Raw genomic sequence first — 20,292 nt, 5'->3', positions numbered from 1 at the left:
TCGGGCTCACCCGTGCCACGACCGCCACAGCGCCGCGTACGCTCCGTCCGCCGCCACCAGCTCAGCGTGGCTGCCCAGCTCGCTGATGCGGCCGTTATCGACGACGGCGATCACGTCGGCGTCATGGGCGGTGTGCAGACGGTGGGCGATGGCGACGACCGTGCGGCCGTCCAGGACACGGGCCAGGGACCGCTCCAGATGGCGGGCGGCACGGGGGTCGAGGAGCGAGGTCGCCTCGTCCAGGACGAGCGTGTGCGGGTCGGCCAGCACCAGCCGGGCCAACGCGACCTGTTGCGCCTGGGCCGGGGTGAGCGCCACGCCTCCCGAGCCGACCTCGGTGTCGAGGCCGTCGTCCAGGGCCCGTGCCCAGCCGTCGGCGTCGACCGCGCCCAGGGCGGCCCACAACTCGGCGTCCTCCGCGGCCGTGGAGCGCTCTGCGCCCGGGCGCAGCCGGGAGTGGGGGAGGGCGAGCCGGAGGTTGTCGCGCAGGGAGCCCACGAAGACGTGGTGCTCCTGGTTGACCAGGGCCACATGCGAGCGGACCCGTTCGGCGGTCATCCGGGACAGCTCGGCACCGCCCAGGGTGATCCGCCCGCCGCGGGGCGCGTAGATCCCGGCGAGCAGTCGCCCCAGGGTGGACTTGCCCGCGCCCGACGGGCCGACCAGGGCCAGCCGGGTGCCGGGGGAGACCCGCAGGGTCACCTCGCGCAGCACGTCGACACCCTCCCGGTACCCGAAGCGCACCCTGTCGGCGAGCACGTCGCGGCCGTCCGGCGCCAGCCCGGAGTCCCCGGCGTCCGGCTCGATGTCCCGCACACCGACCAGCCGGGCCAGCGACACCTGGGCCACCTGCAATTCGTCGTACCAGCGCAGCACGAGGTTCACCGGGTCGACCAGCATCTGCGCCAGCAGCGCCCCCGTCGTCAGCTGACCGACGTCGATCCAGCCCTGCAGGACGAACGCGCCGCCCAGCATGAGGACCGAGCCGAGGACCGTCACATGCACCAGATTGATCACCGGGAACAGGACGGATCGCAGCCACAGCGTGTAGCGCTCCCACGCCGTCCACTGCCGGATGCGCTCCTCCGACAGGGCGATGCGTCGATCGCCCAGGCGGTGGGCCTCGACGGTGCGGCCGGCGTCCACGGTCTCGGCGAGGGCGGCTGCCACGGATGCGTAACCGACAGCCTCCGAGCGGTAGCCGGCCGGCGCCCGTTTGAAGTACCAACGGCATCCCACGACCAGCAGCGGCACCGCGACCAGCACGGCAGGCGCGAGCGGCGGCGCGGTGACGAGCAGTCCGCCGAGCAGCAGCAGCGCCCACATCACGCCGATGGTCAGCTGCGGCACGGCCTCGCGCATGGCGTTGGCCAGCCGGTCGACGTCCGTGGTGATGCGGGACAGCAGGTCGCCCGTGCCGGCCCGCTCCAGCACGCCCGGCGGCAGCCGGACCGACCGGACGAGGAAGTCCTCGCGCAGGTCCGCGAGCATCTGTTCGCCGAGCATCGCGCCGCGCAGTCGCACCTGCCGCACGAAGGCGGCCTGGACGACCAGGGCGAGCACGAACAGCGTGGCCGTGAACCCGAGATGGAGTTCGCGCGCCCCGTCCGACAGCCGCTCCACCAGGTCTCCCAGCAACCAGGGACCCGCCATCGAAGCGACGGTGGCGACCGTGTTGACCAGGAGGAGCAGCAGGAAGGCGCGGCGGTGCCGGCGCAGAAGTTCGGCCACGTAGGCGCGTACGGTCGCGGGGGCGCCGACGGGCAGCGTGTTCGCCGTCCTCGGTGCCGCCGGGTCGTACGCGGGCGGCGCCACGCCGATCATGCCGTCTCCTCGATCTCTTCGCGCTCGGTGTGCGCCAGGTCGTGTTCGATGGGTTCGCGTTCGTTCTTCTCCGGCCCCTTCAGCTCCGGCCCCTTCAGCTCCGGCCCCTTCAGCTCCGGGCCCTTCAGCTCCGGGCCCTTCAGCTCCGGCCCTTTCAGCTCCGGGCCCTTCGGCACGCCGCTCAGCGAGGCCCCCGCGTCCTCGGGGAGGCCCGTGGCGAGCGCGATCTCCTCTTCGGTCTCCCTGGTCACCACGGCGCGGTACCGGGGTTCGCGGTGCAGCAGTTCACGGTGGCCGCCGGCCGCGACGGCGGCGCCCTCGTGCACGAGCACGACCCGGTCGGCCCGGTCGAGCAGCAGGGGGGACGAGGTGAACACGACCGTCGTACGACCGTCGCGCAGTTCGCGCAGTCCCTCGGCGATCCGGGCCTCGGTGTGCGAGTCGACGGCCGAGGTGGGCTCGTCCAGGACGAGGACCTGGGGGTCGGTGTACAGGGAGCGGGCCAGCGCGAGCCGTTGCCGCTGGCCACCGGAGAGGGACCGGCCGCGTTCGGTGATGTGGGCCTGCATCGGGTCGGCGGTGTCCAACGACCCCTGGACGAGCGCTTCGAGGACGTCCCCGCACTGGGCGGCGGCCAGCGCCGCACCCGCGTCGACCTCGCCCGAGGCGGGCACGTCGAGGAGATCGCGCAGCGCGCCGGACAGCAACACGGGGTCCTTGTCCTGGACGAGGACGGCCGTGCGCGCGCAGTCCAGCGGCAGTTCGTCCAGCGGGACGCCGCCGAGCAGGACCGAGGGGCCGTGTTCCGCGGGATGTCCGCCCAGCCGTTCGGCCAGTCGCCCGGCCGCGTCGGGATCGCCGCACACGACCGCGGTGAGCAGGGCTGCCGGGGCGAGCAGTCCCGTGCCGGGGTCGTACAGGTCGCCCGAGGGCGTTTCGGCCGCGCGCGACCCGCCGATGTCCGTCGCGCGCTCCAGGGACAGCACGCCTGCGGCGCGTTTGGCCGACGGGCGCGAGAAGGAGTAGGCCATGGCGATCTCCTCGAAGTGCCGGAGGGGATACGTCAGGACCATCACCGAGCTGTAGACCGTGACCAGTTCGCCCACGGTGATGCGGCCCTCCCGGGCCAGCTGGACGCCGTAGCAGACCACCGCGATCAACAGCAGGCCCGGCAGCAGTACCTGGACGGCGTTGATGAGGGCCCACATCCGGGCGCTGCGCACCGCCGCGCGCCGCACCTCCTGCGAGGCGCTGCGGTAGCGGTCGAGGAAGAGTTCCTCGCCGCCGATGCCGCGCAGCACCCGCAGTCCCGCCACGGTGTCCGAGGCGAGTTCGGTGGCGCGTCCGGCCTTCTCGCGCTGGAAGTCGGCCCGGCGGGTGGCCCGCGGCAGCAGGGGCAGCACCGCGATCGCGAGGACGGGCAGGCCCACGGCGACCACGACGCCGAGCGCGGGCTGGTAGACGACCAGGCCCGCGCAGACCAGCAGGACGGTGACGGCCGCGGCGGTGAAACGGGACACCGCCTCCACGAACCAGCCGATCTTCTCGACGTCGCCCGTGGAGACGGCCACGACCTCGCCGGCCGCGACCCGCCGGTTCAGCGCGGAGCCGAGCTGCGAGGCCTGGCGGGCGAGCAGTTGCTGGACCCGTGCGGCGGCGGTGATCCAGTTGGTGACCGCGGCCCGATGCAGGAAGGTGTCCCCGATCGCGGTGGCGGCGCCGCACAGGGCCATCACGCCGCCGGCGAGGGCGAGCCGGGCGCCGGAGCGGTCCACCACGGCCTCGATCGCGAAGCCCACGCAGAAGGGCTGTGCCGAGACGGCGACGAAGTGCAGCAAACCCCAAGCCAACGCCTTGAGTTGACCGCCCAGTTGGTTGCGGCCCAGCCACCACAGGAAGCGGGGGCCCGAGCGTGCGTCGGGCACTCCCGGGTCGGGGTACGGAAGGTCTTGGATCTGCATGACGTCCCAGCGGTTCGAGTCAGGGCAGGTGGATGGGCGAGAGAGAAGGCGACCGGCGAGGGGAGCGGGCGCTGGTGCAGGGCGGCGGAGGGGAATGGAGGGGAAAGGAAGGGGGCGGGGGGAGGGGCGGGACGGGAAGGTTCGCGGAGTGCGGCGGGAAACCGTGCAAGGTTCGCGTCGCGGTGTGGTCGGAATCAACCGGTTTTCCACGGCGACGGCGGGATCCGGCAACCGTCCGACCCGGCCTCGGTGTCCGGAACCTGCCGTAAAAGAGTGGTAAGTGATGCGATCATGGCCCGATGCGACTTGGCGAGGGGCGGCACGCAGGAGCCGCGACGGTGGCCTCCGTTCTTCTGTTCGCGGCCCTGGCCGCGTGCGGTGGAGCGGGCGCGCAACGCGGAAGCGACGGCGTGGCGCGGGCCGGCGCGCAGGGCGCCGGCCACTCTTCTCAGGCGGCCGGGGCGACCGGCGTCCCCGGCGTCGGCGACCGGATGCAGCGGCGGATTCCCGCGGCCACGCGCCAGGTCGTGGCGGTGTACGGCGACGGAAAGGACTTTGCGGGGTCCACCGTCGTGCTCTACGCCAGACGTGGACCGCACTGGGAGCGCGTCCACAGATGGCGGGGGCACAACGGCAAGAAGGGCTGGACCTCGAGACATCGGGCCGGCGACAACCGCAGTCCCGTCGGTGTGTTCACGCTCACCGACGCGGGCGGGGTCCTCGCGGATCCCGGCACCAGGCTGTCTTACACCAGGTCCGCCTCGTTCGCGGCACCGCGCTGGTGGGCGAAATCGCACTGGCACGACTTCGACTACGTCATCGCCATCGACTACAACCGCGTCAAGGGCGTCCCGCCCGACGACCCGACGCGACCCGAGGGCGAGGAGCGGGGCGGCGGCATCTGGCTGCACCTGGACCACGGCAGCGGCACCTCGGCCTGCGTCAGCGTGTCCGAGGCGGCGATGGAACACCTGCTGCGCACGCTCGACCCGGACAAGCATCCCGTGGTGGTCATGGGGGACAGGGCCGCACTGCGGACGCAGAGTCCCTGACCGTTCCGGCGGAGGCGTCATTGCGGGGAGCCGCCGGCACCCCGTAGAACACGGGCCATTGAGACGTCGGATTAGCTTGTCCATGCTCACCGTGGCGGCGTTGCTGGCGGGCGCCCTCCTCGGCGGCGGAGCGGCCCGCGAGGCCGTCGCCGCGCCCGCCAGAGCCGAGGCTCCGGCCGAGTTCGGCGCCGACCGGCACGACCCCCTCACCGCCGCGCCGGCCGTGCCCCGACCGCACACCAGGTCGTGCCGAGTCACCCTCGCCGAGGCGCGGTTCCGGGACTTCACGCCGTACCGCGGCTCGTACCACCCGCCGGCCGGCTGGCCGGCGTGGGCGGGTTGCCGCCGGCGGGCCAGGCGTGGAAGCCGCCGTTGGCGTCCGGCCTACGCGTTGGGGTCGAAGGGAATCCCGGAGGGCTGGGCGACCGCTGGAGCGCGGTGGTGCTGCGGCTCGACGGCAAGGTCAAGGGGCGGCAGTTCGACCGGCTCGGCCGTCTGCACGTCGGAGGGGTGGAGGTCTTCCGCACCTCGACGCCCGAGCCGTCCCCCGACGGGATCGAGTGGTCCGTCGAGAAGGACGTCACCCGCTACAGCGACACCTTCCGCTCCGCCCAGCGTGGAGATGCTCATCGGCAACGTCGTCGACGACACGTACACGGGGGTGATCGACGTCAAGGTGACTCTCACGTTCTACGAGGGGAGGTCGGCGGACGCCGCCCCCGACCGCGTCCTCACCCTTGTTCGACGGCCTCGACGCCCGCTGGACGGACGACGAGTCGGTCACCGTCGACGGGCGCGGCCCGGCCCGGACCCTCGCACCCACCGGACGTACGAGGGCCGCGCCCGCTGCTCCGACCGTTGCGGAGGGGCGGGCGCGGCCCGTGCCCGCGCCGTTCAGCAGGTTCGCCCGCGATTCCGCTCGCGCCCCTGTTCCGGCTGCGCCTCCCGCTCCGGTCTCGGGTCCTGCTCCATCGCCCCGCCGACCAGCGCGTCCAGCAATCCGCCCAGCACCTCGCGCTCCAGGGTCGTCAGCGGGTCGAGGATCTCCTCCGCGGCCGACACGCGGGCGCCCCGCAGCCGGCGCAGCGCCTTGCGGCCGCCCTCGGTGAGCTCGATCCGGATGACCCGACGGTTGGCGGGGTCAGGCGCCCGCCGTGCCATGCCACTCGCCTCCAGCCCGTCGACCAGGGTCGTCACGGCGCGGGGGACCACCTCCAGCCGAGCGGCCAGGTCGGCCATGCGCGGCGGTGAGTCGCAGTGCGCCAGTGTGCGCAGCAGCCGGGCCTGGGCCGGTGTGACGCCCAGCCCACTCTGCTGCAGATGGCGCTTCTGGATGCGATGCACCCGGCGCGTGAGCCGCAGCAACTGCTCGGCGAGCAGACTGTCGGAATCGGGGGTGGTCATGGGGGAACAATAACAGGACCTCGTTCATTGTGAGTATAGGTAACAATGAGCTAAGCTCCGTCAGTCCTCCTCGTCACACCCTCCGTAGGAGCCATGCCCCGAGATCACATCGACTGGACCCCCACGCCCGGCGCCCCGACCGACGAACCTCGTCAGGTGCGCCGCATCCTCGCCCTCTTCAAGCCCTACCGCGCGCGGCTCGCGGTCGTGGGCCTGCTCGTCGCCGCCTCGTCGCTCGTCACCGTGGCCACCCCCTTCCTGCTCAAGGAGACGCTGGACGTCGCGATCCCGCAGGGGCGCACCGGTCTGCTCACCCTGCTCGCCCTCGGCATGATCCTCAGCGCCGTGCTCGGCGGCGTCTTCGGCGTCCTGCAGACGCTCATCTCCACGACGGTCGGCCAGCGCGTCATGCACGATCTGCGGACGGCCGTCTACGGGCGGTTGCAGCGCATGTCGCTCGCGTTCTTCACGCGCACGCGCACCGGTGAGGTGCAGTCCCGCATCGCCAACGACATCGGCGGGATGCAGGCCACCGTCACCTCCACCGCGACCTCCCTGGTCTCCAACTTCACCAGCGTGGTCGCCACGATCATCGCGATGGTCGCCCTCGACTGGCGGCTGACGGTCGTCTCGCTCCTGCTGCTGCCGGTGTTCGTGTGGATCAGCCGGCGGGTCGGCAACGAACGCAAGAAGATCACCACCCAGCGTCAGAAGCAGATGGCCGCGATGGCCGCCACGGTCACCGAATCGCTGTCCGTCAGCGGCATCCTGCTCGGCCGCACCATGGGCCGGGCCGACTCCCTCACCGAGGCCTTCGCGGAGGAGTCCGAGCAACTGGTCGACCTCGAGGTGCGGTCGAACATGGCCGGGCGGTGGCGCATGGCCGTGATCGGGATCGTCATGGCGGCCATGCCGGCCGTCATCTACTGGACGGCCGGCATGGCCCTCCAGGCCGGCGGCCCGGACGTGTCCCTCGGCACGATCGTCGCCTTCGTCTCGCTGCAGCAGGGCCTGTTCCGCCCCGCCGTCAGCCTCCTGTCGACCGGCGTGCAGATCCAGACCTCGCTCGCGCTCTTCCAGCGCATCTTCGAATACCTCGACCTCCCCATCGACATCACCGAGCGGGAGAACCCGGTCCACCTCGACCAGATCAAGGGCGAGGTCCGCTTCGAGGACGTCGTCTTCCGCTATGACGACGGCAGCGCGGACGGGCCGGTCGGCCCCGTCCTCGACGGCATCGACGTCACCGTCCCCGCCGGCGGCAGCCTCGCCGTCGTCGGCCCGACCGGCGCCGGCAAGTCCACGCTGGGCTACCTGGTGCCGCGCCTGTACGACGTGACGGGCGGCCGGGTCACCCTCGACGGCGTCGACGTGCGCGACCTCGACTTCGACACCCTCGCCCGGGCGGTCGGCGTCGTCTCGCAGGAGACGTACCTCTTCCACGCCACCGTCGCCGACAACCTGCGCTTCGCCAAGCCGGACGCCACCGACGAGGAACTGCACGCGGCGGCGCGGGCGGCGCAGATCCACGACCACATCGCCAAACTGCCCGACGGCTACGACACGGTCGTCGGCGAGCGAGGCCACCGCTTCTCGGGCGGCGAGAAGCAGCGCCTGGCCATCGCGCGCACCATCCTGCGCGACCCGCCCGTGCTGATCCTCGACGAGGCGACCAGTGCCCTGGACACCCGCACGGAACAGGCCGTCCAGGAAGCCATCGACGCGCTCTCGGCGAACCGCACCACCCTCACCATCGCCCACCGGCTGTCCACCATTCGGAGCTCCGACCAGATCGTGGTCCTCGACTCCGGCGCGGTGGTCGAACGGGGTACGCACGAGGAGCTGTTGCGGCAGGACGGCCGGTACGCGGCCCTGGTGCGACGGGACTCCCGGCTGGAGCCGACAAAATGACAGTATGGCAAGTTGTGCCGGGTTTGTGACGATCTGGGAGTTACCGTGCCCGCATGCAGAAGAACACTCCGCCTCGGAGCACGATTCGACTGACGCGCCGCGGCCGTCTCGTCCTCATCGCGACCGGCGCCGTCGTGGCCGGCGCCGCCGTGGCGGTGCCGCTGCTGAGCCTGGAGCACCCCAGGGAGGAGCCGAAGCCGAGGACGCTGGTCATCCCCGAGGGCTGGCGCGCGAGCCAGGTCTACGAGGCGATCGACAAGGCGCTCGCCCTGCCGGCCGGCACCACGCGCAAGGCCGTGCCGACGGCCGGCCTGAAGCTGCCGAACGACGCCAAGGGCAACCCCGAGGGGTACCTCTTCCCGGCGACCTATCCGCTGTACAAGAAGGCCACGCCGCAGACGCTGCTCGCCTACATGGTGGACACGGCCGACAAGAGGTTCAACCGAGCGCCGATCGCCGCGGGCGCCCAGCGCAACGCCATGAACGTGTATCAGACGGTGATCGTCGCCAGCCTCGTCCAGGCCGAGGCCGCCACCAAGGCGGACATGGGCAAGGTGGCCCGGGTCGTGTTCAACCGCCTGGAACGCGGGATGCCGTTGCAGATGGACTCCACCGTCAACTACGCGCTGAACCGCTCCACACTGAAGACGACGGAAAGCGACACCCGAGTCGAGAGCCCCTACAACTCCTACCAGCGCATGGGCCTGCCGCCGACGCCGATCGACAACCCCGGCGAGGAGGCGATGCGCGCCGTCATCAGCCCCACCCCGGGCGACTGGCTGTACTTCGTCACCGTCAAGCCGGGCGACACGCGCTTCACGGCGAGCCTCGCGGAGCACCAGCGCAACGTCGCGGAGTTCAACCGCAACCAGAAGGCCCCGCGGAGCGCGTCCGCGGCGGCCGGGTGAAGCGGCGGGACGTCAGGCGGCGACCGACTCCTGTGCGAGCAACCGCCTGATGTCCCGAACGGCCGCGCGGCCGGCCCGGTTGGCGCCGACCGTACTGGCCGACGGCCCGTAGCCGACGAGGTGGACCCGCGGGTCGGCGACCGCACGCGTGCCCTCGACCCGGATCCCGCCGCCCGGCTCGCGCAGCCGCAACGGCGCGAGATGATCGACGGCCGGCCGGAAACCCGTCGCCCACAGGATGACGTCGGCCGCGACCCGCCGACCGTCGCTCCACTCGACGCCCTCGGGAGTGATCCGGTCGAACATGGGCAGCCGGTCCAGCACCCCGTCGGCCAGCCCCTGCCGGATCGCGTCGTTGAGCGGCAGCCCCGTCACCGAGACCACGCTGTTCGGCGGCAGTCCCTGCCGCACGCGTTCCTCCACGAGCGCGACCGCGGCGCGCCCCGCCTCCTCGTCGAAGGGCCCCTCGCGGAAAACGGGAGGCCGACGCGTCACCCAGGTGGTGCCGGCCGCGTGGGGCGCGATCTCCAGCAGATGCTGGGTGCCGGAGGCCCCGCCGCCCACCACGACCACCCGCAGGCCCGCGAACGCCTCGGGGCCGGGGTACTGGGCGGTGTGCAGCTGGCGTCCGCGGAAGGTCTCCTGGCCCGGATAGCGCGGCCAGAACGGCCGGCCCCAGGTGCCGGTGGCGTTGATCAGCGCTCGTGCGGACCACGTGCCGTCGGAGGTCTCCACCAGCAGACGTCCGCCGGAGCCTTCCCGGACGGCCCGCACCTCCACCGGCCGCCGCACGCGCAGATCGAACCGGCGCTCGTAGGCGGCGAAGTACTCGCCGATGACCTGCGACGACGGCCGGGCGGGATCCGCGCCGGTCAGCTCCATCGCGGGCAGGGCGTGCATCCCGTGCACCTTGCCGTACGTCAGCGAGGGCCAGCGGAACTGCCAGGCGCCGCCCGGGGCGGGAGCGCGGTCGAGCACCACGAAGTCACGCTCCGGCTCGAAGCCGGTGCGCCGCAGGTGATAGGCGCCCGCCAGTCCTGCCTGGCCGGCGCCTATGACGACCACCTCGACCTCACGCACGTCGTTCACGCTCGCACCAACGCTTCGACCGGCGTGGATCTTCCCGGATCACCGCGACGAGGGGCCGCGGGTCCGTGTGATCGGCACGAGGTCCAGCGGGCGGGTGGGAACGTCGAGCGGGGGTCGAGGGGGTGGGAACGTCGAGCGGGTGTGGAACCCGGCATATGGGTCAGGATGGTGGCATGTCAGATGCGTTCACCACCCGAGTCCTGTCCGTCGCCTCCGGTTCCCGGGAGAGGGTCGTCGACCTCACCGGCGACTGCGAGACGTTCCTGCGCCAGGTGGCCGCCGGCCGCGACGGCCTCCTCAACGTCTTCGTGCCGCACGCCACGGCCGGCATCGCGATCATCGAGACGGGCGCGGGCAGCGACGACGACCTGCTCGCCGCGCTGCACACGCTCCTGCCCGCGGACGACCGCTGGCAGCACCGGCACGGCAGCCCCGGTCACGGCCGCGACCACGTCCTGCCGGCCTTCGTCCCGCCCCACGCGACCCTGCCCGTGGTGGACGGGAGGCTGGAACTGGGGACGTGGCAGTCGGTCTGCCTGGTGGACACCAACAAGGACAACCCCGACCGCCAGGTCCGGCTGAGCTTCCTGGGGTGAGTAGGAGCGCGTCCGGGGCCCGACGGCCGTGCGGGGCTTCGCCCTGAGGCCGGGGAGGTCAGCGGCGCGGACGTTCCAGGGTGAGGAGCAGGCCCTCCACCGCGCCGGGCCCGATACGGCCCTTGACGTCGGCGGACGTGATCGCCTTGAGGGCCCAGCCGTCCTCGGCGTGCTTGTTCAGGACCTTCTCCAGCTTGTCGCTGTCGAGTGCGTCTCCGATGAGTGACTCGCGGAAGGTGACGACCTTGTACTCGAGTGCCTGGGGGTTGCTCATGTCTGGGGCCTTCCGGTGCATGGACTGGTTGACGGCGTCGGGGACAGCCAATCACCGATCGGCGTCCCCGCGCGCGGCGGCGTGCAACCCCCGGGCGGGCCGTCAGGTTGTGAGGCGGTCGGCGGCGAGCGGAACCGCCGGCGCGGCGAGGGTGTCGCCGGCGACGGGCGCGGTCCGGGGGTCTCCTGGGCAGTGCCCCCGTAGATCGTCGTCGGCCGGGGCTGGGATAGGGTCCCCCCGTTTCCGGCCATCGATCGAAGACGCGCCGGTACGGGGATGTCAAAGGGGCGGCGAGCGATGGAATCCCAGGTGGGCGACGGTGGGTGCGTGGATCTGGACGCTGCGCGGTTGCAGACGATGACGCTCGAACCGCTGCTGACCCGGGACTACGAGACCAGGCCCGCGCTCGTCTACGAGCGGTTGCGCCGACGCCACGGCCCGGTCGCCCCGGTCGACCTGCTCGGGGTGCCCGCGTGGCTCGTTCTGGGCTACCGCGAGGCGCTCGACGTGCTCCAGGACGACGCCGGGTGGCCGAAGGGCCTGGAGAACTGGCGGGCCCGCACGGACGGCGAGGTGCCGGCCGACTGGCCGCTCGGACCGTCCCTGGAGGTCAACCATGTGCTGATCCAGGGCGGCCCCGGATATCGACCGTTGCGGCAGGCGTGGGACGCGGCTCTCAAGCCGTTCCAGGACCCGCGTCACGCGCAGGCGAAACGGCTGAAGAGCGCCGTCACCGCCTACGCCGACGAGCTCATCGGCCTCGTCGGGCAGGCGGGCACCACGGGGCTGGCGGATCTGTCCGCCCAGTTCTCCCGCCCGCTGCCGCTGATGGTGGCCAGTCGCCTGCTCGGCTTCCCCGGTTCGCACGGCGACGACGCGCTGATGGACATGTGGCGGGTCCTGGACGCCGGACCGGACGCCGAACCCGCTCTGGAACGGCTGCTCGCGGCGCTCGCGGAGCTGGCGGCGGTCAAACTCGACCGGCCGGGGGACGACTTCCCCTCCTACCTGCTGGCGGCGCGTCCCGAGCTCTCCTTGGACGAGCTGGCCCGTGAGCTGTTCATGTTGCTGGGCATGACCTCCGACCACGTGGGGATCCTCATCTCCAACACGGTGGTCGACGTGTTGTCGGGGGAGGGCGGCGTGCGGGCCAGCCTGTCCGCGGGCATGGTCAGGGAGAGCATGAACCGGGTGGTCATGCGCAAGCCGCCGCTGGTGAACTTCGTGCCGCGCTTCGCGGCCGAGGACACCCGCCTCGGCCGCTACACGATCCGGGCGGGCGATCCGGTGTGGGTCTCCTCCGCGGCGGCGCACGCCGACCCGCTCTTCGCGGACAACGTGTGTCCGAGCACCACGGTCAGCACCCGGGCGCATCTGTCGTGGGGCGCCGGCCCTCGTCAGTGCCCGGCGCGCGAACTCGCCTCGACGGTCGCCGCGGTCGGTGTGACCCGGCTCTTCGAGCGGTTCTCCCACCTGGAGCTCGCCCTGCCGGCCGACCAACTGCCCTGGCGCTCCTCGCCGTTCATGCGGGGCTTGCGCTCGCTTCCGGTGCGGTACGAACTCGCCGCGCCGCCGGCCCGGCCCTCGCCCCACGACCCGGCCGCGGAGCCGGCGGGGACGGCGGCGCCGGACCCGGCCCTCAGGCAACGCTCCTCGCTGTGGCGCTATCTGACGGGTCTGATCGGCGTCGGTCGCTGACCCGAGGCGACGTCCGGGGAGCGACGGCCGCCGGCCGGAGGGCGACGCTCGCCGGCTGGAGGGCGACGCTCGCCGCACCTGCCCGCCTTGGCCGGACGCGACTGCGCCTGCCCGCTCTGGCCGGACGCGACTGCACCGCCCGGCCGACCGAGACCCGACTGCACCGCCCGCCCGGCGCGTTCGGCCGACGATGCTCAGCCCATGCTCTTCGCGCCGTCCAGAGCCTCGCGGATGATGTCGGCGTGACCGGCGTGCTGGGCGGTCTCCGCCACGATGTGCAGCAGGACCCGGCGGGCGGACCACTGCACGCCCGGCTCGAACCACGGAGCCGTCGGCAGCGGGTGCGCCGCGTCCAGGTCGGGCAGGGACACGACGAGCTCATCGGTGCGGGCGGCCACCTCCTCGTAGTCCTTGAGCACCCCGCCCAGCGTCTCGCCGGGCAGCATCCGGAACTCGTCGGCCCGCCGCCCCCAGTCCTCCTCGGTCATCTGGTCGAAGTCGCCCATCGCCGAAGGCCCCTCGACGATGAAGGCCGCCCAGCCCCGTTCCACCGAGGAGACGTGCTTGATCAGCCCGCCGACGCACAGTGCGCTGACGGTGGTGCGCTGCCCGGCCTGCTCGTCCGTCAGGTCGCGGGCGGTGAAGCGCAGGAAGTGCCGCTGCTTGGCGAGGGCCTCCAGCAGGTCGGCGCGCTCGCGGCTGACGGTCGGCGCTGCGGCGGTCTCGCGAGGGGTGGTGGACTTGCTCATGGGGCGCCTTCTTCCGTGAGTGCTGTTCCGCGGTCGTAGGACCACCGTAGGAGCGATCGAGGTCAGATCCTGACCTAATCGAGCCGGGTTCCGTGAGGCGTCGCCGCCGTTGCGACGCCCGCGCCCCAGGCCGCGGCGCACAGCGCCCGTTCGGCCTCGGCGGTGTACACGGACGCGGCCAGCCACGCGCGGGCGAAGCGGCCGGTGTCGGCGGGGAGCAGACGGCCGAAGGCGTCCCGGGAACGGTCCGCGGCGGCGGCGTGCAGCGCGTCGAGGACGTCGGCCGCGGTGCCCAGGCCCACACGACGCAGACGCGCGTCGTCGCCCGCGGCGCCGCCCGGGAAGGCGAGCACCCGGCGGCCGCCGGAAGCCGCCTGGTGGGCCCGGCGGCGCAGAAGGTGCAGCGGCGCCTCGTCCACGGGACTTGCGCCGATCGGTGCGCCCGTCGCGCCGCTCGGCGCGGGCAGGTCGGCATGCTGGAGGCGATCCAGGCCCAGATCGACCCGGGCGCCGGGCTCGGCCGGGTGTTCCGCGGCCAGCAGCAGCGCGCGCGGCAGCGGCCCCGGTACCAGCCGGGCCACGATGCGCAGCCGACTGCCCCGGGCGGCGGCCAGCAGGCGCAGGTTGTCGCGGTACGGGAGCGCCGGGTCGTCGTGAGCCGTGGCGAGTCGCAGTGCGAGGCCGGAACAGTCGGCCAGCAAGCGGTCGCCCGTCGCCTCACGGACCGTGCCCGCCAGGGTGACGTGCAGGAACAGCAGGTCATGGCCGCCGTGCAGGGCCCGGGCGACCTGTGCGGCGACGGGCGTCGCCCACAGCCGGTCGAGCGGCTCGGCGCTCCAGTCCCCGCCGGCGGCGCGCACCGCCCGTACCCCGGCCCCCGCGCCCAGCCGGCCGGTCGGGGAGACGGTCGCGCCGGAGACCGCGAGCCCGGCGCGGGACAGTTCACGGTGGGTCAGGGCGGTGTCGCCGATGCGGACGGCGCGGTCGGCGGCGCCCGTCGCCCGGCCGGGGCCGCCCGGCGCCACGTCGGAGACCGTGTAGAGGCGGCCCTCGGCGTCGGCGGTCCAGGTGACCGCGCCCGCGTACCCGGTCGCGGTGAGCACGGGCTCCGAGAAGAGCCCGTACAGCCGCAGGGAGCCGTCCGGGGAGTACGGCTGTCGTACCGTGCCGCGCAGCTCGGTCAGCTCCGGGCCGCGCGCCGACGGCAGCCGGTGAGCCGCGCCGAGGACGGCGCGCAGGGCGTCGGCCAGATCGGGCAGCCGGTGCGCGGGATCGGCGGAGCGCGCCGCGCGTACCGCGTTGACCACGGAGACCGCCGCCGCGGCGACCCGGGGGAGTCCCGCGAGCCGTGCGGTGTGCGCGGCGCGCAGGAGCTCCGCCTGGAGCACGGCGCCCGATCCGTCCGCTCCCGCGTCGAGCACCGCGGCGGCCGCGTCGAACACGGCCCGCGCCGCGACGAGTTGACCGGGGGTGGCGCTCTCGTGCGCCGTTGGCTCCGGCGCCCCTTCGCCGTCCGGGTCGCCCGCAGGCGCGGACGCGGACGCGTCGGCGGACGTGGAGGGCGGCGCAAGTGCGGGTGTGGGCGAGTCGGCGGCGTCGGAGCCGCGGCTGGGTCCGGAGTCGGCGTCGGCGATCGGCGCGGCCGACGCCGCCGCCGCGCGGTGCAGACAGTCGGGGGCGAGCAGGCACCCGCAGTGGATCGCGTCCGCGCTGGTCACCGCGTCGCCCACGAGGTGCAGTTCGAGGTCGGTGTCGTCGTCGACGGCGATCCGTACGGTGTCGCCCTCCCGGACCACCGGACGAGCCGCCAGCTTGGCGACCCCCGCGTCCAGCCGCTTGCGCAGCCGGGGTGACAGCGCTTCGACGAGTTCGGCGGTGACGGACGGCGCGACCGGCGGCAAGAGGTCCCGGCTCATGCGATCTTCTCCCCTACCCAGCGGGCGAGTTCGAGTGGACTGAGGGCGGCGACGGGCATGCCCGCGGCGACGAGCTGACCGGCCACGCCCGTGGAGTAGCGCGGCCGGCCGGAGTCGTCGAGGCTCGCGCAGCCCAGCACATGGCACCCCGACCCGACCAGCGCGCGCACCTCGGCGAGCAGCCCGCCGAGCGGATACCCCTCCTCGAAGTCGCTGACGACCACCACCAGGGTCCGCGACGGCACGGTGACCAGTTCGCGGGCGTGCCGCAGCCCCGCCGCGATGTGCGTGCCCCCGCCGACGCTGACCTCGAGCAGCAACGACAGCGGGTCCTCGACGTGACCGGTGAGGTCGATGACCTCGGTGGAGAAGGCGAGGAAATGGGTGGACAGGGTCGGCACCCCGGCGAGCACCGAGGCGGTGAGCGCCGCCCACACGGTGGACGCCTCCATGGACCCCGACACGTCCGTGACCAGGATCAGCCGCCAGTCCGCCGACCGTCGCGCCCGCGCCCGGAACACCGGGTGCTCGGGGATCACCCGGACGACGCCGTCGGGGCCGCGCCGTGCGGTCGCCAGGTTGGCGCGCAGGGTGCGGGCCAGGTCCAGGCCGCCGCCCGGACGCCGGCTGGGCCGCGGCAGGGCCGTGCCGTGCAGCGCGGGACGCAGCCGGGTGGCCAGCTGCCGGGTCAGCGCCTCCACGAGCCGGCGCACGAGCGGACGCAACGCGGCGAGCCGGGCCTCGGGCAGCCCGCCCGCGTGCCGCAGCACCGTGCGCAGCAGATCGACCGAGGGACGCACGCTGTCGGCGTCCAGTTCCGCGAGCACGTCGTCGCGGCCCGACGTCGCGGCCGCCGCCAGCACCTCCTCCCGGATGCCCGGCCCGAACAGGGCGGCCAGCTCCTGCGACCACTCGCGCACGCCCGGATACGGCACGTCCCGGCCGCCGGCGGACCCGCGGCCCGAGAGGTCGCCCCGGCTGCCCTCGCCGCGCCCGCTGCCGTACAGCTCGTCCAGGGCGGTGGCCAACGATCGGGCGGCGGGCGGGAGCCGGTCGCTGCGCCGCCCCAGGACCAGCCGCCAGCGGTCCGCCGGCCCGAGGAGCCGGTCCTCGCCCGGGACCTCCTCGGGCTGCGCTCCGCTCCGCGCCGCGGACCCCTCACCGAAGAAGGCGACCGTGCGAGGAACGGCGGACGCGGACGCGGGTGCGGTCGCGGGAAGGGGCGCGGGGACGGCAGCGGGCGCGGTCGTGCGGGCGGTCGGGGTGTCGGCGGGCGCGGGCCGGGCGGGCGTGGCGCGGGTGGGGGCGGGCTCGTCCACGACTCGCGCGGGCAGCAGCCCGAGGGACCGCAGGGCGGCGCGGGCCGCGAGATCGGCCCCCGCCCAGACGGCGAGGGCGGCCGGGTCGACGCCGTGGGTGTCGGCCACGCGCCCCGCGCCCAGACGCTCCTCGACGGAGGCCAGCAGCCGGTCACGGGCCGCCGGGCTCAGGGTGTCGAACCCGCCCCGCAAGGCCGGCAGCCGGTCCAGGAACCGCCGGTCGGGCAGCTCCGACACACGGTCCAGCAGCGGCTCCAGGGCCGGCGCCGCGGCCTCCAGCAGCGGGCCGGCGGCGGTCAGCAGGCCGCTCAGCCGGGCGGTCAGGCCCGACCGGGAGCCGGCGTCGACCGCGCCGTCGACCCAGGACGCCACCCGGTCTCCGAAGACCCCGGCGTCCTCGTGGCCGAGCAGCACCCGGACGGCTCCGGCGGCGCCGCGCATCAGCGGTGAGCCGTCGGCGGCCAGCCGGGCGAGGGCGTCGGCGAGCCGGATGCCGCCGAACGCGTCGGCGCGATGGGCGAGTTCGACGAGGGCGTGCGCGTCGGCCGGATCCTCGGAACCGGTCAGACCGTCCACCTGGCGCACCGCCGCCGCGGTGAGCAGCTCGGCGACGGCCGTCGCCCGCGCCGTACGGCCGGCGTCGAGTCCCAGCCCCGGAACATGACCGGCCCGCAGCCGGTCCGACAGGGCCAGCGCGGCGAGGAGTTCGGGCAGGGTGCCGGCCTGCGGCAACACCGCGGCGACGTCGTCGAGCCGTTCGTCCGTGAGAGCGTCGAGCCCGCACTCCGCGGCCTCCGCGAGTCCCCGCAGGACCTGATCGGCCGTCGGCCCGCCCTCCTCCAGCTCCGCGCGTCGCCGTTCCCGCAGCACGCCCTCGGCGGCCTGGGCCGGGGTGACGCCGCGTACCCCGGCCGCGGTCAGCACGGCCGCCGTGGCCGGGGTCCAGCGCGCCTCCCAGCGGGAGGTGAGGGCCTGGGCGCCGCCCGCGCCGACGACCTCCTTCGGCTCCCCGTACGGCACCCCGCACACCGTCAGCCTGCGCAGCAGCAGTTCACGGCGCCGGTCGAGATCGGAGCGCAGCGGGTCCAGCCGTAGCTCGCGGACCGCGCCCGGGGAACTCTCCGGTCCGGGCAGGCCCAGCGCGGCGGCCTCGGCCTCGACCGCCGGAACGAGTCCGCTGCGCGGCGCGTCCGGCGCCGGCCGTCCGGTGCGCGTGCCGATCAGCACCCGCTCCATCGCCCGCGCGACGGCCCGCCCCCGTCCGTACGGCTCGCCCTGCGCGAGCACCGTCTGCACCGCCTCGACCAACTCGCCCCGGCCCGCCGCCGGCAGCCCGCGCAACCGGGCCAGGTCCGAGGCGAGCCGAGTGATCTCGCGCGCGTCGGCCGGCCCGGACGGATGCCCCAGACCGCGCAGTTCCGCGCACACCCGCACGGCCGCCCGCGTCAGCGCCTCCTGAAGGGCGGCGGGGTCCCCGGCGGCCCGCAGCACCATGTCCTGCCACTCCGGGTCCCGGATGCCGGCCGGATACCCGGAACGCTCGTCCAGGAGGGGGTAGGCGTACGGGATCAACGAGGTGACCCAGGAGATGCGCCCGGTCGCGTCGGCGTCGGGGCGCGCGGGGGAGCGTGCGGGGGTGTCGGCCCGGGCGGGGGCCGGGCGCCGGCCGGTGGCAGCGCCCGTCGGGGCGGCCGTGGCCGCGCCCGTCAACGCCGGAGCGTGGAAGGCGCCGACGAGCACGGCGGCCCGCTCGCCGCCCGCGGTGGCCTCGGCGATCCGGGACCGCATCCACCGCTCCCGTCGCAGGTCCAGCTCGGCCACCCCGCCGGAGGCGGCCGCGTCCTCGCGCAGCGCCCACCCCGTCAGCAGCGCCGCCCGGCGCAGCGCCTCGGGCGGCGAGCCCGGGGCGGTCGCCTCGACGAGCCGGTCCCACAGGTCGTCCCCCGGGCGGCCCGTGAGCCGGGCCCGCAGCGCTCCCGCGAGCCCCGGGGACTTCCCCGGCGCCGGGACGTCGCCTTCCTCGCCCCACCCGCGGTCGGCGAGGGGCAGGTCGCAGGCGATCACCGCGACGTCGTGCCGGGCGGCCCAGCGCACGGCGGCCAGCTCGGGCGAGAAATCGGCGAACGGGTAGAACGCCGGACTCCCGCCGCTGCGCGCGTCACCCGGAGCGGCGGCGAGCGCGACCGGGGCCCGGGTCTGCGCGTGCCCGAGCCAGGGCAGCCACTCCTGCATCTCGGCCGGCAGCTCGACGAGCAGCACGTCCGGCTTCGCCTCGTCCAGCAGCGAGGGCACGGCGGCGGCCAGCGACGGCGCGTGGTGCCGCACGCCGATGAGATAGGGCGCGGCCGGGTCGGTGAGCGCGGCGAGCGCCTCCTGCGGAGCGCCCGGTGGGATGAGGTGCGCGGACACGGCCGTCAGCCCTCCAGCACCGTGCGCAGCTCCCACAGGGTGCGCCAGGTGGCGGAACCCTGCTCGGCCCGGCGGCGCACGGGCCCGTCCCAGTAGCCGCGCAGCCGGGCCGCGTCCGCGGGGTCGTCCTTGCGGACCACGCCGAGCAGGTGGCCCGGCAGCAGCCCCAGGACGTCACGGTCGCCGGGGAAGTAGGCGGCGGCGAGCGCCAGCGCGCCGGCGACGGACACGGCCTCGGCGGTGCTCATCACCGTGGACGGCCGTTCCACCTCCCAGCCCTCCGCCGACCGTCCCTCGCGCAGATCGCGGAAGGCGGTGACCAGAGCCTCCAGCACGGCGTCGTCGACCTGGAAGGGCGCGCCGGCCCGTTCCACCGAGGCGCGGGCCTGAGCGCGCACCAGCGCGGTCTCCGCGTCGAGGTCGGGGATGGGGCCGACGGTCTCGAAGTTGAAGCGGCGCTTGAGGGCCGCGGACATCTCCGAGACGCCCTTGTCGCGCAGGTTGGCCGTGGCGATCAGGTTGAAGCCGGGAGCCGCGTGCGCCGACGCGTCGGCGCTGCCCGTCAGTTCGGGCACCGCGATGCGCCGCTCGGACAGCAGCGACACCAGCGCGTCCTGCACCTCGGGCAGACAGCGCGTGACCTCCTCGACCCGGGCGATGGCGCCCCGGGACATGGCGGCCAGCACCGGGGAGGGCACCAGCGCCTGCCGGCTCGGCCCCTGGGCCAGCAACAGGGCATAGTTCCAGCCGTACTTGAGCTGGTCCTCGGTGGTGCCCGCCGTGCCCTGCACGACCAGGCCGCTGGTGCCGCACACAGCGGTGGACAGCAGCTCGGACAGCATCGACTTGGCGGTGCCGGGCTCGCCGACGAGGAGCAGCCCACGCTCACCGGCGAGCGTGACCACACACCGCTCCACCAGGGCACGGTCGCCGACGAACTTGCCCTCGACCACCAGCCGGCGGGGCGTCCCGTCCGGCGTGTCGACGCCCTCGGGCAGCTTCAGCGCCCGGCCGTCGCTGCCCATCACGAAGGTGACGACGGCCCGCGGCGTGAGCCGCCAGGCGGGCGGTCGCGGCCCGTCGTCGTACGCGGCGAGGAAGGCCAGCTCGGCGGCGTAGCGGTCCTCGGGCGGGACGATCTGCCGCTCGGGGGAGGGGGACGGGGCGGTGGCGGTCATCGGC

Annotated in this window: 14 protein-coding genes and 1 pseudogene; 6 read left to right on the top strand and 9 right to left on the bottom strand. The window is 74.3% G+C overall.

Features of this window, described 5'->3' with window-relative positions; translation table 11 throughout:
* Positions 1-6: 6 nt before the first annotated feature.
* Positions 7-1,824, bottom strand: a complete 1,818-nt coding sequence (locus ACFVYK_RS19930; RefSeq protein ID WP_389775574.1) for an ABC transporter ATP-binding protein — start codon at positions 1,822-1,824, stop codon at positions 7-9.
* Positions 1,821-3,785, bottom strand: a complete 1,965-nt coding sequence (locus ACFVYK_RS19925; protein ID WP_389775571.1) for an ABC transporter transmembrane domain-containing protein — start codon at positions 3,783-3,785, stop codon at positions 1,821-1,823. The genes ACFVYK_RS19930 and ACFVYK_RS19925 overlap by 4 nt, the downstream gene beginning before the upstream one ends.
* 299 nt (positions 3,786-4,084) lie before the next feature.
* Between ACFVYK_RS19925 and ACFVYK_RS19920 the strand changes: the two genes are divergently transcribed.
* Both ACFVYK_RS19920 and ACFVYK_RS19915 read left to right on the top strand, forming a co-directional pair.
* Positions 4,085-4,837: a hypothetical protein gene (locus ACFVYK_RS19920; RefSeq protein ID WP_389775568.1), complete on the top strand. Its 753-nt coding sequence runs from the start codon at positions 4,085-4,087 to the stop codon at positions 4,835-4,837.
* Between the two features lie 58 nt (positions 4,838-4,895).
* Positions 4,896-5,576, top strand: a pseudogene (locus ACFVYK_RS19915) (peptide-N4-asparagine amidase); the annotation flags it as partial.
* A gap of 155 nt (positions 5,577-5,731) precedes the next feature.
* Here the strand turns inward: ACFVYK_RS19915 and ACFVYK_RS19910 are convergent.
* Positions 5,732-6,241, bottom strand: coding sequence for a MarR family winged helix-turn-helix transcriptional regulator (locus ACFVYK_RS19910; RefSeq protein ID WP_389775565.1), 510 nt, complete (start codon positions 6,239-6,241; stop codon positions 5,732-5,734).
* A 93-nt stretch (positions 6,242-6,334) separates the two neighbouring features.
* Between ACFVYK_RS19910 and ACFVYK_RS19905 the strand changes: the two genes are divergently transcribed.
* Both ACFVYK_RS19905 and mltG read left to right on the top strand, forming a co-directional pair.
* Positions 6,335-8,152: an ABC transporter ATP-binding protein gene (locus tag ACFVYK_RS19905; protein ID WP_389775563.1), complete on the top strand. Its 1,818-nt coding sequence runs from the start codon at positions 6,335-6,337 to the stop codon at positions 8,150-8,152.
* 53 nt (positions 8,153-8,205) lie between these two features.
* Entirely contained in the window at positions 8,206-9,060 is an 855-nt protein-coding gene (gene mltG / locus ACFVYK_RS19900) for an endolytic transglycosylase MltG (protein WP_389775560.1), read from the top strand.
* A 12-nt stretch (positions 9,061-9,072) separates the two neighbouring features.
* Here mltG and ACFVYK_RS19895 read toward each other — a convergent pair whose 3' ends face one another.
* A complete protein-coding gene (locus tag ACFVYK_RS19895) occupies positions 9,073-10,149 on the bottom strand; it encodes an NAD(P)-binding domain-containing protein (RefSeq protein ID WP_389775558.1) in 1,077 nt (358 codons plus the stop codon).
* 173 nt (positions 10,150-10,322) lie between these two features.
* Here ACFVYK_RS19895 and ACFVYK_RS19890 point away from each other — a divergent pair, with 173 nt between their 5' ends.
* The gene (locus ACFVYK_RS19890) at positions 10,323-10,745 is read left to right on the top strand and encodes a secondary thiamine-phosphate synthase enzyme YjbQ (protein ID WP_389775555.1); all 423 of its coding nucleotides are present in this window, start codon (positions 10,323-10,325) and stop codon (positions 10,743-10,745) included.
* A 58-nt stretch (positions 10,746-10,803) separates the two neighbouring features.
* Here ACFVYK_RS19890 and ACFVYK_RS19885 read toward each other — a convergent pair whose 3' ends face one another.
* A complete protein-coding gene (locus tag ACFVYK_RS19885) occupies positions 10,804-11,019 on the bottom strand; it encodes a DUF4177 domain-containing protein (RefSeq protein WP_069772325.1) in 216 nt (71 codons plus the stop codon).
* Positions 11,020-11,316: 297 nt separating this feature from the next.
* Here ACFVYK_RS19885 and ACFVYK_RS19880 point away from each other — a divergent pair, with 297 nt between their 5' ends.
* Positions 11,317-12,717 carry a cytochrome P450 gene (locus ACFVYK_RS19880; protein ID WP_389775552.1) on the top strand — a complete coding sequence of 467 codons (1,401 nt, stop codon included), beginning with the start codon at positions 11,317-11,319 and terminating at the stop codon, positions 12,715-12,717.
* Positions 12,718-12,911: 194 nt separating this feature from the next.
* Here the strand turns inward: ACFVYK_RS19880 and ACFVYK_RS19875 are convergent, their stop codons facing one another.
* From ACFVYK_RS19875 to ACFVYK_RS19860, 4 genes are all read right to left on the bottom strand, one after another.
* Positions 12,912-13,466: a DinB family protein gene (locus ACFVYK_RS19875; RefSeq protein ID WP_389775549.1), complete on the bottom strand. Its 555-nt coding sequence runs from the start codon at positions 13,464-13,466 to the stop codon at positions 12,912-12,914.
* Between the two features lie 74 nt (positions 13,467-13,540).
* Positions 13,541-15,382 carry a hypothetical protein gene (locus tag ACFVYK_RS19870; protein WP_389775547.1) on the bottom strand — a complete coding sequence of 614 codons (1,842 nt, stop codon included), beginning with the start codon at positions 15,380-15,382 and terminating at the stop codon, positions 13,541-13,543.
* Positions 15,379-19,110 (bottom strand): DUF5682 family protein, encoded by a 3,732-nt coding sequence (locus ACFVYK_RS19865; RefSeq protein ID WP_389775545.1) that lies wholly within the window; start codon positions 19,108-19,110, stop codon positions 15,379-15,381. Before ACFVYK_RS19865 ends, ACFVYK_RS19870 begins: the two co-directional genes overlap by 4 nt.
* Before the next feature lie 5 nt (positions 19,111-19,115).
* On the bottom strand, positions 19,116-20,288 hold the full coding sequence (locus ACFVYK_RS19860; protein WP_389775543.1) for an AAA family ATPase: 1,173 nt from the start codon (positions 20,286-20,288) through the stop codon (positions 19,116-19,118).
* Between the last annotated feature and the right edge of the window lie 4 nt (positions 20,289-20,292).

Origin of the sequence: Streptomyces sp. NPDC058291 (assembly GCF_042880855.1) — a bacterium.
Classification (GTDB): Bacteria; Actinomycetota; Actinomycetes; order Streptomycetales; family Streptomycetaceae; genus Streptomyces.
Note: the sequence above shows the minus strand (reverse complement) of the source record. Positions and strands in the feature narration are given on the sequence as shown.